At 70.3% G+C, this 13,911-nt stretch carries 12 protein-coding genes; 4 read left to right on the top strand and 8 right to left on the bottom strand.

What is annotated here, in order from left to right; genetic code table 11:
- Positions 1–26 precede the first annotated feature (26 nt).
- Entirely contained in the window at positions 27–779 is a 753-nt protein-coding gene (locus LIV37_RS27690; protein ID WP_121825236.1) for an amino acid ABC transporter ATP-binding protein, read from the top strand.
- Positions 780–855: 76 nt separating this feature from the next.
- Here LIV37_RS27690 and LIV37_RS27685 read toward each other — a convergent pair whose 3' ends face one another.
- From LIV37_RS27685 to LIV37_RS27665, 5 genes are all read right to left on the bottom strand, one after another.
- Positions 856–1,362, bottom strand: coding sequence for an NUDIX hydrolase (locus LIV37_RS27685; protein WP_020870393.1), 507 nt, complete (start codon positions 1,360–1,362; stop codon positions 856–858).
- 95 nt (positions 1,363–1,457) lie between these two features.
- The gene (locus LIV37_RS27680) at positions 1,458–3,227 is read right to left on the bottom strand and encodes a CHAD domain-containing protein (protein WP_243146292.1); all 1,770 of its coding nucleotides are present in this window, start codon (positions 3,225–3,227) and stop codon (positions 1,458–1,460) included.
- A gap of 16 nt (positions 3,228–3,243) precedes the next feature.
- Positions 3,244–5,499, bottom strand: a complete 2,256-nt coding sequence (locus LIV37_RS27675; RefSeq protein WP_121824436.1) for an RNA degradosome polyphosphate kinase — start codon at positions 5,497–5,499, stop codon at positions 3,244–3,246.
- A gap of 265 nt (positions 5,500–5,764) precedes the next feature.
- Positions 5,765–6,697 carry a mycothiol synthase gene (mshD, locus tag LIV37_RS27670; RefSeq protein WP_121824437.1) on the bottom strand — a complete coding sequence of 311 codons (933 nt, stop codon included), beginning with the start codon at positions 6,695–6,697 and terminating at the stop codon, positions 5,765–5,767.
- 62 nt (positions 6,698–6,759) lie between these two features.
- Entirely contained in the window at positions 6,760–7,827 is a 1,068-nt protein-coding gene (locus LIV37_RS27665) for a PDDEXK nuclease domain-containing protein (RefSeq protein WP_121825238.1), read from the bottom strand.
- Positions 7,828–8,014: 187 nt separating this feature from the next.
- Between LIV37_RS27665 and LIV37_RS27660 the strand changes: the two genes are divergently transcribed.
- Positions 8,015–9,838: a bifunctional metallophosphatase/5'-nucleotidase gene (locus tag LIV37_RS27660; RefSeq protein ID WP_121824438.1), complete on the top strand. Its 1,824-nt coding sequence runs from the start codon at positions 8,015–8,017 to the stop codon at positions 9,836–9,838.
- A 55-nt stretch (positions 9,839–9,893) separates the two neighbouring features.
- On the opposite strand, the gene LIV37_RS27655 is transcribed toward LIV37_RS27660, so the two are convergent.
- Positions 9,894–11,078, bottom strand: coding sequence for a macrolide family glycosyltransferase (locus LIV37_RS27655; RefSeq protein ID WP_020870387.1), 1,185 nt, complete (start codon positions 11,076–11,078; stop codon positions 9,894–9,896).
- A gap of 317 nt (positions 11,079–11,395) precedes the next feature.
- On the opposite strand from LIV37_RS27655, the gene LIV37_RS27650 reads away from it, so the two are divergent.
- Both LIV37_RS27650 and LIV37_RS27645 read left to right on the top strand, forming a co-directional pair.
- Positions 11,396–12,463, top strand: coding sequence for an aldo/keto reductase (locus LIV37_RS27650; RefSeq protein ID WP_020870386.1), 1,068 nt, complete (start codon positions 11,396–11,398; stop codon positions 12,461–12,463).
- Between the two features lie 74 nt (positions 12,464–12,537).
- Positions 12,538–13,017, top strand: a complete 480-nt coding sequence (locus tag LIV37_RS27645; protein WP_020870385.1) for a VOC family protein — start codon at positions 12,538–12,540, stop codon at positions 13,015–13,017.
- 192 nt (positions 13,018–13,209) lie between these two features.
- Here LIV37_RS27645 and LIV37_RS27640 read toward each other — a convergent pair whose 3' ends face one another.
- Both LIV37_RS27640 and LIV37_RS27635 read right to left on the bottom strand, forming a co-directional pair.
- On the bottom strand, positions 13,210–13,416 hold the full coding sequence (locus LIV37_RS27640) for a DUF397 domain-containing protein (protein ID WP_020870384.1): 207 nt from the start codon (positions 13,414–13,416) through the stop codon (positions 13,210–13,212).
- 12 nt (positions 13,417–13,428) lie between these two features.
- Positions 13,429–13,833 carry a DUF5753 domain-containing protein gene (locus tag LIV37_RS27635; protein WP_121824439.1) on the bottom strand — a complete coding sequence of 135 codons (405 nt, stop codon included), beginning with the start codon at positions 13,831–13,833 and terminating at the stop codon, positions 13,429–13,431.
- Positions 13,834–13,911: the final 78 nt, after the last annotated feature.

The following is a 13,911-nucleotide window of genomic DNA, read 5'->3' as shown; positions in this document are numbered from 1 at the left end:
GAGAGACGACCGCCGAGGAGGTGCCGATGGTCGTGGCCCAGCGGGTCCGCAAGCGGTTCGGGCAGCTTGAGGTGTTGCGCGGGATCGACCTTGAGGTGCGCCGGGGCGAGGTCGTGGTGCTCCTGGGGCCGTCCGGTTCCGGTAAGTCGACCTTTCTGCGCTGCATCAACCACCTGGAGCAGATCGACGCGGGCTCCATCCACGTGGAGGGCAGGCTGATCGGCTTCCGGCGGTCCGGCGGACGCGTCCACCACCTGCGCCCGCGCGAGGTGACCCGGCAGCGGCGCGACATCGGCATGGTGTTCCAGCACTTCAACCTCTTCCCGCACCAGACGGTCCTGGAGAACGTCATCGAGGCCCCGGTCGGTGTGCTCGGCCTCTCCAAGGCCGAGGCGCGGAAGACGGCGATGGAGCTGCTGACCCGGGTGGGGCTGGCCGAAAAGGCGGCGTCGTATCCGCGCCAGCTGTCCGGCGGTCAGCAGCAGCGCGTGGCCATCGCCCGCGCCCTGGCCATGCGGCCGAAGCTGATGCTCTTCGACGAGCCGACCAGCGCCCTGGACCCCGAACTCGTCGGCGAGGTCCTGGCCACCATGCGCGACCTGGCCCGCGACGGCCTCACCATGCTCGTGGTGACGCATGAGATCGGGTTCGCGAAGGAGGTGGCGGACCGGGTCGTGTTCATGGACGGCGGCCAGGTGCTGGAGACCGGCACCCCGCGGGAGGTGCTGGACAGCCCGGCCAACCCCCGCACCCGGGCCTTCCTCTCGCGCTTCCTGTAGGGGAGCCGGGCCCGTCCTGTAGGGGAGCCGGGCCCGGACGCGGAGCCGCCCACCGGGCAGGGCACCGGGCCGTCGTTCAGGACGGCCGCAGGGTGTGCAGCAGGGCGTCGATAAGGGTGCGGTCGTGGTCGTAGCTGAGGCGGCGGCGGGCCGCGTCCGGGGGCAGCCAGACCAGGCGGTCGACCTCGCGGTTGGGCACGAAGGTCTCGTCGTGGTCGACCGCCTCCGCCGCCCAGTAGCGGACCTGCTTGGGGCGGCCCTTGGCCACGTAGTGGAGGGTGGGCAGCGCCTCCCCCGGGGCGCAGCCCATACCGGTCTCCTCGGCGACCTCGCGCACCGCGCCGCGCAGCGCTTCCTCGCCGTGCTTCAGCTTGCCCTTGGGATGGGACCAGTCGTCGTAGCGGGGGCGGTGGACGAGGGCGACCTCGAGCCCGCCGCCGCGCGGGGAGCGGCGCCACAGCACACAGCCCGCCGCCAGGACCGTCCCGGTGTCAGTTCCGGTGTCAGTTCCGGTGTCAGTTCCGGTATCCGTCCCGGTGTCCGTTCCGACCAGCCCGTCATCACGGGAATTCCGCCGGTTCATCCGCCGTCTCTCCCTCCCCGGTTCTCCGCCGTCTGCACTTCGGTCCTTCGGTCTTTCGGGTCCGCCGTCAGGCGTCCGTCGTCCGCCGTCCGGCGTCAGGAGGCTCTGGCGGCGGACACGCGTCGCCAGAGCCGGCCGAACGCGAAGCGGGCCGCCTCGACCTCATGCCGCTGATCGGCGTGGAGCACCCCGAGCGCGTACGCCGTCGCCGGGGCGATCCGGGGCGTACGGGCGGCGGCCGCCGCGGCGGCGGCCGCCTCGGCCGCGTCGCGGTGGCGCTCCAGCGCCTGCCCGGCGGCCAGCAGCCGCACCGACAGCGGCAGCTCGGTGTCCACGGGACCTGAGCCGCCGGGCCCTGAGGCGCCCGGACCGGAGCCGCCCGGACCGGAGCCGCCCGGACCGGAGCCGTTGGGCCCGCTCGCCCCGTCCGGCTGCTGCCACGCCTGGTCGAGCACCTCCAGCGCGTACCGCCGCAGCCGCAGCAGATGGCGCACCTGGTGCCAGGGGGCGTCCTGGCGCTCGCTGGCGGGCGGGGCGTCCGCCGCCGGGGTCGCCGCCAGGCCGTGGACCAGCGCCTCCGCGTTGTACGGATGCCCGGCGCGGACCAGCGGCAGCGCCTCCACCGACTCGGCCAGCCGCCGGTTCGCCAGCTCGGCGAGCGGCGGCAGCACCTGTCCGGCGGGGCGGGCGGCGTTGGCCTCGTCGAGCGGGACGTCGGAGGCGAGCAGGGCGACGGTGTCGGCGACCGCGTGGAAGCGGGAGGAGCCGAGCGCCTCCAGGGCGGCGGTGTGGGCCCGGGTCCGGGCCAGCGTGAGCTGGCGCTCCAGCAGCGCTCCGGCGCGGGCCGCGCCCACGGTCAGCGCGCCGCCACGGGCCTCCTCCTCGGCACCGGCCCGCTGATGGGCCGCGCCCGGCCGGCCGGATCGCTCGCCCTTCTCGCCCTTGGCGCCCCGGCCGCCCTTGTCGCCGCGCTCTCCGCGGCGCCGTCCGGCCGCGCGGCCCTCGTCCCGGTCCCGATCCCGGTCCCTGGTCGTTCCGGCCACGCCCTCGGCGCCGCCGCCCGCGTCGGCCGCACCGGGCCGCGCACCCTGCCCCCCGACAGGGTCCGCGGCCCCGCCTCCCGGCGCACCGGTGGCCAGGGAGACGCTGCGGCGGGAGGCACGGGTGGAGCGGGGAATCTGGCCCGCCGTACCGGAGGGGCCGCCCACGCCGTCGAGCGCGACCGTGACCCCGCCGCGCGCGGTGGTGCGCGCGGCGCTCATGGCGTGCGCCGCGTTCACAGGCTGTGTGTCCGAGGACCGCTCACCCGGGCTCGCGGTCTCGGCGGCCGTTCCCTCGCCCTGCGGTGAGCGGTCCGAGGGGCCGCCCGCGCCCGAGAGCCGGTGCAGGGCGCCGCGCAGCCGGTCCAGCCGCTCGGCGTAGGCGTGCTCCCGCGCCAGTGTGCCGGACAGCCAGGCCAGCTCGGTCCGCAGCTCATCGGACCAGGCCGGGTCGGTGATCGGGCGGTAGACGTAGAGCGCGCCGCTGATCCGCCGCGCGGCGCGGCGCAGCAGCCGGGCGGCCTCGGCCGCCTCCTGGACGTCGGAGCCGCTCTCGCGGTGCAGCCGCAGGCTGCGCAGGAAGTCCCCGGCCTGGGCGTGCAGATACGCCGACAGCACCTCCCCGGCCGTCGCCGCCTCCCACGCGGGCGCTCCCGAAGGCCCCGCCGAAGCCCCCGAAGCCCCCGCAGCCGCCGCAGCCGCCGCGGGTGCCGGAGCCGCGGAAGGTGCCGTCGTGGCCTCCGCCGCCCGGTCCGTCACGCCGTCGGTCCCCGGGCGGGCCGGGTCGGCGGCCGGGTCGGCGGCCGGGTCCGCGGCGCCCGTCATCCCGGCCGGCGGCAGGTCATGTCGTTGAACCACGCCGTCGCCTCCGGGCGTCGATGAGCATCTCCTGAACGTTGCGCAGCGGCTGGCCGTCCGCGTCCGTGGCGCGCCGGGTCCACTCGCCGTCCGGGCCCAGGTGCCAGGAGGAGGTGGAATCGGCCATCCCGGTCTCCAGCAGGCGGTTGAGGGCGGCGCGGTGGCCGGGGTCGGTGACCCGCACCAGCGCCTCGATCCGGCGGTCGAGGTTGCGGTGCATCATGTCGGCGCTGCCGATCCACACCTCCGGCTCACCGCCGTTCCCGAACGCGAATACGCGCGAATGCTCCAGGAAGCGTCCGAGGACCGAGCGGACCCGGATGTTCTCCGAGAGCCCGGGGACGCCCGGCCGCAGCGCGCAGATGCCGCGCACCCACACATCGACCGTCACCCCGGCCTGCGAGGCCCGGTAGAGGGCGTCGACGACGGCCTCGTCGACCATCGAGTTGACCTTGATCTTGACGTAGGCCGGGCGGCCCGCCCGCTGGTGGGTGATCTCCTTGTTGATCCGGGTGATCAGCCCGTCGCGCAGCGACTTGGGGGCGACCAGCAGCCGCCGGTAGTTCTCCCGCCGGGAGTAGCCGCTCAGCCGGTTGAAGAGGTCGGAGAGGTCCGCGCCGACCTGGGAGTTCGCCGTCAGCAGCCCCAGGTCCTCGTACAGCCGGGCGGTCTTGGGGTGGTAGTTGCCGGTGCCCACGTGCGAGTAGCGGGTGAGGGTGTCGCCCTCCTGGCGGACCACCAGCGACAGCTTGCAGTGGGTCTTCAGGCCCAGCAGGCCGTAGACCACGTGGCAGCCGGCCTCCTCCAGCTTGCGCGCCCACTTGATGTTGGCGTGCTCGTCGAAGCGGGCCTTGATCTCGACCAGCACCAGCACCTGCTTGCCGGACTCGGCGGCGTCTATGAGCGCGTCGACGATCGGCGACTTGCCGGAGGTGCGGTACAGCGTCTGCTTGATCGCGAGGACGTCCGGATCGGCGGCCGCCTGCTCCAGGAACGCCTGCACGGAGGTGGAGAAGGAGTCGTACGGGTGGTGGAGGAGGACGTCCCGCTCGCGCAGCGCCGCGAATATGTCGGGCGGGGAGGCGGACTCCACCTCGGCGAGGTCCCGGTGGGTGCCGGCCACGAACTTGGGGTACTTCAGCTCCGGCCGCTCCAGCGCGGCTATCCCGAACAGCCCGGTGAGGTCGAGCGGCCCGGGCAGCGGATAGACCTCCGCGTCCGAGACCTTCAGCTCGCGCACCAGCAGGTCCAGCACATACGGGTCGATGGACTCCTCGACCTCCAGCCGCACCGGGGGCCCGAAGCGGCGGCGCAGCAGCTCCTTCTCCAGGGCTTGCAGGAGGTTCTCGGCGTCGTCCTCCTCGACCTCGAGGTCCTCGTTGCGGGTGACCCGGAACATGTGGTGCGCGAGCACCTCCATCCCCGGGAACAGCGCCTCCAGATGCGCCGCGATCACGTCCTCCAGCGGTACGTACCGCTGCGGCGACGCCTCCAGGAATCGCGAGAGCGACGGCGGAACCTTCACACGTGCGAAGTGATCATGCCCGCTGACGGGGTTGCGCACCACGACCGCGAGATTGAGCGACAGCCCCGAGATATACGGGAAGGGGTGCGCCGGGTCCACGGCGAGCGGCGTCAGCACGGGGAAGATCTGCTGCCGGAAGAGGGTGAAGAGGCGGGACTGCTCCTTCTCGGTGAGATCCGGCCAGCGGACCAGGTGGATGCCCTCCTCCGCGAGCGCCGGGGCGACGTCCTGCTGGTAGCAGGCGGCATGCCGGGCCATGAGCTCACGGGACCGGGTCCAGATCAGCTCCAGCACCTCGCGCGGCTGCAGCCCGGAGGCCGAGCGGGTGGCGACCCCGGTGGCGATGCGCCGCTTGAGACCGGCGACCCGCACCATGAAGAACTCGTCCAGATTGCTGGCGAAGATCGCCAGGAAGTTGGCCCGCTCCAGCAGCGGGGTGGACGGGTCCTCGGCCAGCTCCAGCACCCGCTCGTTGAACGCGAGCCAGCTGCGCTCCCGGTCCAGGAACCGCCCCTGCGGCAGCTCGCCGCCCTCCGTACCCGGCCCGGTGCCCTCCTCGTACGAGTCCAGGTCGGCGTCGAGGTCGGGGTCGAGCGACCGCACCCCCGGTGCGGCGACAGCATGCGGCCGGTGGGCCGCGATGGACCCGACCGAAGGCTGTGAGTTGGGCTGGGGCTGCGGGGAAACCGATGCCTGACCGCTTGTGTGGCTCATGAACTCATTGTTCCGCGCCGGAGGTGAATACGGCGTGGCGGAAGCGGGTGCGGAAACGGCACGGAGCCTCCGGTTCGACGAATTCGGCACAGCGGGCTGCATTCAGTGATGCTCGCAACCAAGGTTGAATCGCCGGTAACGGACACATGGCGGGTAGGAAATCGGGACCCATCCCCCAGGGGTCCCGCCCTGTCCACGCCCCCGGGGCCACCTTCACGCCCCCGGGCTCAGGCCCCGCTCAGGTCCCCCTCAGGTATCCGTTCGCTCAGGTCTCCGTCCGGTACATCAGATCCGTCTCATGGGTGACGAAGCCGAGCCGCTCGTAGACCGCGACCGCGGCGAAGTTGTCGGCGTCCACATAGAGCATCGCGGTCGGCAGCCCGCCGGCCGCCAGATGCCGCAGCCCGATCGAGGTCAGCGCCTTGCCGAGGCCGCCACCCTGTGCGTCCGGCCGCACCCCCACGACATACACCTCCCCCAGCCGCTCCTCGGCATGCACCTTCGTCCAGTGGAACCCGACGATCTCCCCGCCCCGCTCCGCCAGGAAGAACCCCTCCGGGTCGAACCACGGCTCACCCTTGCGGTCGTCCAGGTCACGCTGGGTGAGCGAACCCTGCTCGGGGTGGTGGGCGAAGGCCGCCGCGTTCGCCGCCAGCCACGCGGCGTCGTCCGCGCCAGGCCGGAAGGTCCGTACGGTCACCCCCTCCGGAAAGGCGGGCTCCGGAAGACCCAGGTCCGCGAGCGACCCCAGGGGCCGCCGCATCTGCCGCAGCTCCCGGAACAGCGTCAGCCCCAGCACCTGCGCGAGATGGCGCGCCGAGGCATGCCCCCCGTGCGCCCAGATCCGCAGCCGCTTCCCCGACTCCCGCAGCAGGGTCACCCCCAGCGCCCGGCCGTGCCCCTGCCCTCGGTGCCCCGGATGCACGACCAGCTCGGCGGCCGGAGCCTCCACCGGGTCGGTGTCCTCCAGCTGCGCGTACCCCACCAGCTCCCCGCTCGGCTCCCGCAACACCAGATGCCGCACCCCCTCCCGCCGCCCCCGCAGCTGGAGCCGCCCCTGCTCGGACACCGCCTGCTGCCCATCGGCCCGCGCGGCCTCCGCGATCAGCCGCAGCACGTCCTCCACCTCGGCCGAGGCCAACTCCTCCAGCACATCGAGCCGCCGGGCCCCGGATGTCTCGTTCACCACGTCATTCATGGGGCCGAGCCTACGGCGGCCCAATTGTGCAGCAAGCCGCTGCACAATTTATTACCGGTGAGTCACCCGGCTGTCCCATCCTCCTCGAGGACGTCGTCGGCGATGCGGGAGAGATCCTCGGCGCTGGGCATCAGCTCCCGCACATGGGGCGGCAGCGCGGCGTAGGTGCTCACGGCGAGCGGTGCGTTGTTGCTCCGCAGGGCGTACTCGATCGTCCCCTTGTCGCGGCTCTTCGCGATGAGGATCCCGAGGGTCGGATCGTCGCGCTCCTTGTCCCGGACCAGGTCGTCGACGACGGTGACGTAGAAGCCGAGCTGGCCCAGGTGGGCGGGGCGGGCCTTGTCGGTCTTCAGCTCGATGACGACGAAGCGGTGCAGCTTGTAGTGGTAGAAGAGCAGGTCGATCCGGAACTCCTCGTCCCCGACCTTGACGGGGTACTGGCGTCCGACGAAGGCGAAGCCGACCCCGAGTTCGGTGAGGAACCGGACGAGCTGCTGCACCAGCGCGTCCTCAAGGTCGCGCTCCGCCACCTTGCCGGAGAGCCGAGTGAAGTCGACTCGGTAGGGGTCCTTGACGACCTCGTTGACGGCATCGGAGTCCTCCGGGAGCGTGGCGTCGAAGTTGTTGAGCGCGGCGCCCTGGGTGAGGTGCAACTGCGCGTCGATCCAGTGGTCGAGCATGACGCGGGACCACCCTTGTTGCACGGCCCCCTGAGCGTAGAAGTCCAGCTCAGGGCGGGTCTTGCAGCGGCCCATCAGCAGGGTGATGTGGCCCCAGGGCAATTGGGCAACAGCTTGTTGCCCAATTGGTTCGGGCCATGTTCGAGCCATCTGCTGCATGTACTTGAGATTCCGCGCACCGAAACTCCGCTGATTCGGGAAGGCTGTACGCAACTCCGTCGCCACCTGCTCAAGGACCTTCGCCCCCCACCTCTCCCGCTCTGTCCGCTCAAGGATCGTCCGGCCGATCTCCCAGTACATCTTGATCATCTCGGTGTTGACCTTGAGCTGAGCACGCACGCTCGCCTGCGTGACGATCGCCTTGAGGTCATCGACCAGCTCGAAGAAGCCCGCCGGGAGCTCGGATCCCTGTGCGGGGATGGGCGTCTTCTTCGTGAGTTCGTTCTGCATCATCCGCACGCTCACATAACGAACCACCACTGAAACCCCTCATCAGGACTTTTCCACCGAACGGGCGAAGTGGTCCCACACCGTTGACCATCGGCCACCAGCTCTTAACCTCCCACCCCTGCCCCGCTACGCGCGTTGACCGTAAGCTGCGCTCCACCATCCACCACGGGGCACACAAGGGGACGACATGCCAGCGAGACCTCAACGGCGCGGGGCGGGGCTCCGGTTGGCCACCGGATTCGCGGTGCTGGCCGCCGCGGCCGGGGTGCTGACCGCCGTGGGCCCGGCGGGTGCGGACACCGGCGCCGCCGCCTCGGACAAGCACCGGCCGGGGCGCACCGTCGACGTGCAGCTGCTGTCCTTCAACGATCTGCACGGAAACCTGGAGCCCCCGCAGGGCTCCTCGGGCACCGTCACCGAGACCGAGGCGGACGGCACCACCAAGACCATTCCGGCGGGTGGCGCCGAATACCTCGCCACCTCTCTCCGTAACGCCCGTAAGGGTCACGAGTACTCGGTCACCGCCGCCGGTGGCGACATGATCGGGGCCAGCCCGCTGCTCTCCGGGCTCTTCCACGACGAGCCGACCGTCGAGGCGCTCAACAAGCTGGACCTCGACGTCACCTCCGTCGGCAACCATGAATTCGACGAGGGCCGCGCCGAGCTGAGCCGGATCCAGAACGGCGGCTGCCACCCCAAGGAGGGCTGCTACGAGAAGGGCAAGACCTTCCCGGGCGCCGACTTCCCCTACCTCGCCGCGAACGTCACCGACGAGGAGACCGGCAAGCCCATCCTCAAGCCCTACACGGTGTGGAAGCACAAGGGCGTGAAGATCGGCTTCATCGGGGTCACCCTAGAGGGCACCCCGGACATCGTCACCGCCGAGGGCGTCAAGGGCCTGAAGTTCCACGACGAGGTCGAGACGATCAACAAGTACGCCAAGGAGCTGCAGCGCAAGGGCGTGAAGTCGATCGTCGCGCTCATCCACGAGGGCGGGCTGCCCGCCTCCCCCTCGTACAACTACGACTGCGACAACGGCGGTGCGGGCAAGGGCATCTCCGGCCCCATCGTCGACATCGCCAAGAACATCACGCCCAAGGTCGACGCCCTGGTCACCGGCCACACCCACCAGGCGTACACCTGCACCGTCCCGGACCCGTCCGGCACCCCGCGCACGGTGACCTCCGCGGCCTCGTTCGGCCGTCTCTACACCGACACCACGCTCACCTACGACCGCCGCACCGGCGACATCGTGCGGACGAGCGTGAAGGGCGCCCACGCGGCGAACCACGTCGTGGACCGTGAACAGCCCAAGGCCCCCGACATGACCTCGCTCATCGGGCGCTGGAACAAGCTGGCCGCCCCGGTGGCCGGCAAGCCGGTCGGCTATATCTCCGCCGACGTCAACGGCCGCGGCTCCACCGCCTACGAGACGCCCCTGGGCGACGTCATCGCCGACGGCCAGCTCGAAGCGCTCTCCCCGTCCGACAAGGGCGACGCCCAGATCGCCTTCATGAACCCCGGCGGCATCCGCTCCGACCTCGCCTTCAAGGCGTCGGGCAGCGAGGGGGACGGGGTGGTGACCTACGGCGAGGCGTTCACGGTCCAGCCGTTCACCAACATGATGAACGTCATCGACCTGACCGGCTCCCAGCTCATCACCGCGCTCCAGCAGCAGGTCAGCGGCGCCAACGAGGCGTCCCCGCGGATCCTCCAGGTCTCCAAGGGCCTCACCTACACCCTGGACCTGACCAAGTCCGGCAAGGACCGCGTCGTCACGGACTCGGTGAAGCTGAACGGTGAGGCGATCGACCCCGCCAAGACCTACCGCGTCGCGCTGAACGAGTTCATCGCGGGCGGCGGCGACGGCTTCCCCGCCTTCAAGGACGGCAAGAACAAGCTCGTCGGCGCCTCCGACCTGGACGCGTTCACGGCCTACCTGGGCGCGCACTCGTCGCAGTCCTCACCCCTGGACCCGCCGAAGGCGGACCGCATCACGGTGAAGAAGTAACGCGCATCCACACACCGATGGCCCGGCCGCCGTGAGCGGCCGGGCCATCGTCGTGTCACCGCAGCGCGTCCTCGATCAGATCGGCCGCCCGCCCGGTGCCGCCCTCGGCCCGCACCTCGGCCCGCAGCCGCGCCGAGGTGCGCGCGACCTCCGGGTCCGTGGTGAGCTCGAGCAGCGCGGCGCGCAGGGCCCCGGCGGTGGCGTCGGCCGTGTCGAAGCGGCGGGCCACGCCCAGTTCGACGAGCCGGTCGGCGTTCATGGCCTGTTCGGCGCCCTGCGGGACGGCGATCATCGGACAGCCGGTGTACAGCCCCTCGTTGCTGCCGCCCATCCCCGCGTGGGTGATGAACGCGTCGGCCCGCTCCAGGATCGCCAGCTGCGGCACCCAGTTGTGGACCTCGACGTTCGCCGGGATCTGCCCCAGCTCACCCGGGTCGACGTACTTGCCGATCTGCAGCACCACATGCCACCCGGGCAGCTCCCCGAAGGCCGCGACGCACTCGCGGTAGAAGGCGGCCTGCCGGGTGTAAGCCGAGCCCAGCGAGACCAGCAGCACGTTCTCCGCACCGGCGGGACGTTCCCAGCCGCCCTGGTCGGCACGGTCCCCGAGACACGGTCCGACGAACGTCACCACCTCGGTGTTCACCCGGTCGGCGTTCGGCTGCATCGCACGGGGGATGAGCGCGACACAGCGCGGCGGCAGGCCGGAGAAGGCGTTCGGGTCCGTGGTGGCGGCGCCGGACTCCACGAGCCACGTCGCGAACTTCTCCTGGTACACGTCCGCACCGGGAAGGCTCATGATCTGCGCCCCGACCTCGTCGTGGTAACCCTCCCAGCCCACGATCGTCGGCGACAGCTGGACCAGCGGGCGCCCCTGCGTCTCGGCGAGCACCCGGGCGGGGTACGCGCCGATGTCGTAGAGGTACACATCGGCCGGGTCGCGGTCGTACACGGCGCGGAGTTGCGGCAGGACGTGGACGGCGTCGTCCAGGAACAGGGTCATCGCGGCGATCGGGTCCTCCGGCCAGTCGTTGTCGGCGACCGGCAGGGTGGACTCGAACGGCACGAACTCGGCGCCGGTCGGCTTGATGACGTCCGCCATATAGGGGTCGTTGGCGTACGTCACCCGGTGCCCGCGCGCCACGAGTTCACGGATGATCTCGAGGCTGGGCAGGGTGTGGCTGATGGCGGGGATGCCGACCATGGCGATATGGCCACGGCGACGGGACGGACGTGACATGAGAGATCACTCGTTTCAGATCTAGGGCGAGATGGACACGACGGCTCAGCGCACGGGCGTGGTCACCGGTGCGCCGAAGTGAGCGGCGTGTCAGCCGTAGATCTGAAGAAACGAGTCCATGCGGGCAACGGTACCCCGGTCGGAGACCGGTCCGCCTCCCGATTTTTCCGGCCTCGGCAAGCGGTAAGTGCCCGCTCAGCGCCGGGCCCCACAGCCAGGGTAGGACTGGCGTTCCCAGGAACTTCCTTCCCTTATCTCCGGCTCCCGGCGGTCACAGACTCGTTTTCGGCAGCGGATCATAAGCACAGGAGGACACGATGTCGCTCACCCTCGACACCTACCGACTACTCGGCCGTTCCGGGCTGCGGGTCTCACCGCTGGCGCTGGGCGCGGCGACCTTCGGCACCGATTGGGGCTGGGGCGCAGAGCAGGACGAGGCGCGCAAGCTGTTCGACAGCTACGTCGAGCGCGGCGGCAACTTCATCGACACCGCCGACACCTATACCGATGGCACCTCCGAGCGCATGCTGGGCGAATTCACCCGCGACAACCGCGAAAGCCTGGTGCTGGCAACGAAGTACTCGACGCTGCGCCGGCCCGGCGATCCGAATTCCGGGGGCCCGCACCGCAAGAACATGTTCAGGTCGGTGGAAACCAGCCTGCGACGGCTGAACACGGACTACCTCGATCTGCTCTACCTGCACGTGTGGGATTTCACGACGCCGGTCGAGGAGATCCTGCGCGGCATGGACGATCTGGTCCGGCAGGGCAAGGTCTTGCACGTGGCGATGTCCAACGTTCCGGCCTGGCAGGTGTCGCGCATGCAGGCGATCGCCGACCTGCGCGGCTGGTCGCCGCTGGTCGCGCTGCAAATCGAGTACAGCCTGATCCAGCGCACCGGGGAACGTGACCTGATCCCCATGGCACGTGAGATGGGGCTGGGGGTAATGCCGTACTCACCGCTGGGCGGCGGGGTGCTCACCGGCAAGTACAGCCGCGACGACCTGACCGCGACCACCGTCGGATCCGATGGCGGTCCCCCGCGCAAGGGCCACAACCTCACCTTGGGCAACCTCTCCGAACACAACCTCACCATCGCTGATGTCGTGAAAGAGGTCGCGACGGAGCTGGGTCGCACCCCCGGCCAGGTCGGACTGGCCTGGACCCTGCAGAATCCGGGCGTGACGGCACCCATCATCGGCGCGCGCACCATCACGCAGCTGGAGGACAATCTGGGCGCCCTGGAGGTCGACTTCACCGCCTCCCAACTGGCCCGCCTGGACGAGGCGAGCGCGATCGGACTCGGCATCCCGCACAACCTGCTCACCAGCGACTTCGCCCGCATACAGACTCGCGGCGACATGAAGCTCGAAGCCCGCCGCTGATACCCGATCGAGCGTTGAGGGCAGCGCCACCGCTGCCCTCAACGCCGGCCTGTCTACGACAAGAGAGGATCACGATGAATCAGCCTCGGCTCGACGGAGTCCACCACTACAAGGTGCCCGTGTCCGACCTCGCCGAGAGTCTGCGATGGTACGAGCGGGTCTTCGGCGCGGAACGGCAACCACAGTTCGACCACAGGTCGACCGCGGGCGTGCTCTATGCCCACATCATCGACGTGCCGGGGCTGGGTCTACTGGAGCTCAGGTGCGCACCCAACACCGCGAAAGCCATCAGCGGTTACGATCCGGTCACTTACGCGGTCCCGACGCGGGCTGACCTGCTGGCGTGGGTCGACCACCTCGACGCCCTCGGCGTCGAAAACTCCGGCGAGCTGCGCGGCATCATCGGTTGGGTCCTGGTCTTTCGTGACCCCGACGGGCTGGCGGTCCGGCTGTATACCCGCGAACATCACGAGTTCGACGAGGCCAACGCCGACGTCGATTCCCCGTGGCTGCGACTCTCCGCCGACGCCGAGGTGGTCGACGCGAAACCGTGAGCGGACCGGCGTGCCCAGAGATCACGGGGCTGTCCGGGCAGCCGACCCCTTACGGATTGGCCCGGCCAGTCGGCCCGCCTCCCCTTTTTCCGGCCTCAGCAAGCGCTAAGTGCCCGCTCAGCGGCTGATCGTAAGGTCACGCGAAGGCGACGGGCCGTCTGTTCTCCCCCCCTCTGACGGGCCGTCGCCCCTTTATGCCGTGCCCTCCTGGATGCGATCGAAGGCGCCGCCTTTGGCCGCGCGTATGAGGAACCGCAACGCGGCCGGGGTGGTGGTCAGAATGATGTGGGGGTCGTCGCTTTCCCGGAGCCTGATCTTCCCGTTGCGTGCGGCAGCGACGTAGACGCAGGATGACGCCTCTTCGCTGAACGTGGACTTCCGCCAGTTGAGCCTGGACACAGACCTTCCCCTTCAGATTCCCTGCGCAATGCGTCGAATGAGGTCCCGGGACTCGTCCGCACTGAGAGCGGCCTGCTCCATGCGGTCGAGCACCAAACGGTACTTCTCCAACTGAGCGGCAGCGTCAACCAGTTCGACGCCATGAGCTGTATCGAGCTGAACCGTGTCGAGTTGGGTCACCGGGCCGTGGAAGTAGTCAACCCCGTGCGCCGAGATAGGGAACGACACGCCGCCGAAGGGGATGACGACGACTCTCAGATGATCCCGCTCGCTCATGCTGATGAGGTGTTCCAACTGGGCCTTGGCCGTGGCCGCCCCGCCGAACTGCATCCTCAAGGCGGCCTCGTGGACGATCGCGGTATACGGCAGCGGTTCGTCCCGGAACAGGACAACCTGACGCTTGACCCGGTACGACACCCGATGCTCCACCTCAGGGGGGCATGAGCGGCGGGACGACTTCACGGAAGATCGCCCGCGCGTGCTCGGGAGTCTGCA

The organism is Streptomyces rapamycinicus NRRL 5491 (assembly GCF_024298965.1).
GTDB lineage: Bacteria > Actinomycetota > Actinomycetes > Streptomycetales > Streptomycetaceae > Streptomyces > Streptomyces rapamycinicus.
This window is presented reverse-complemented; position numbering and strand designations above follow the sequence as displayed.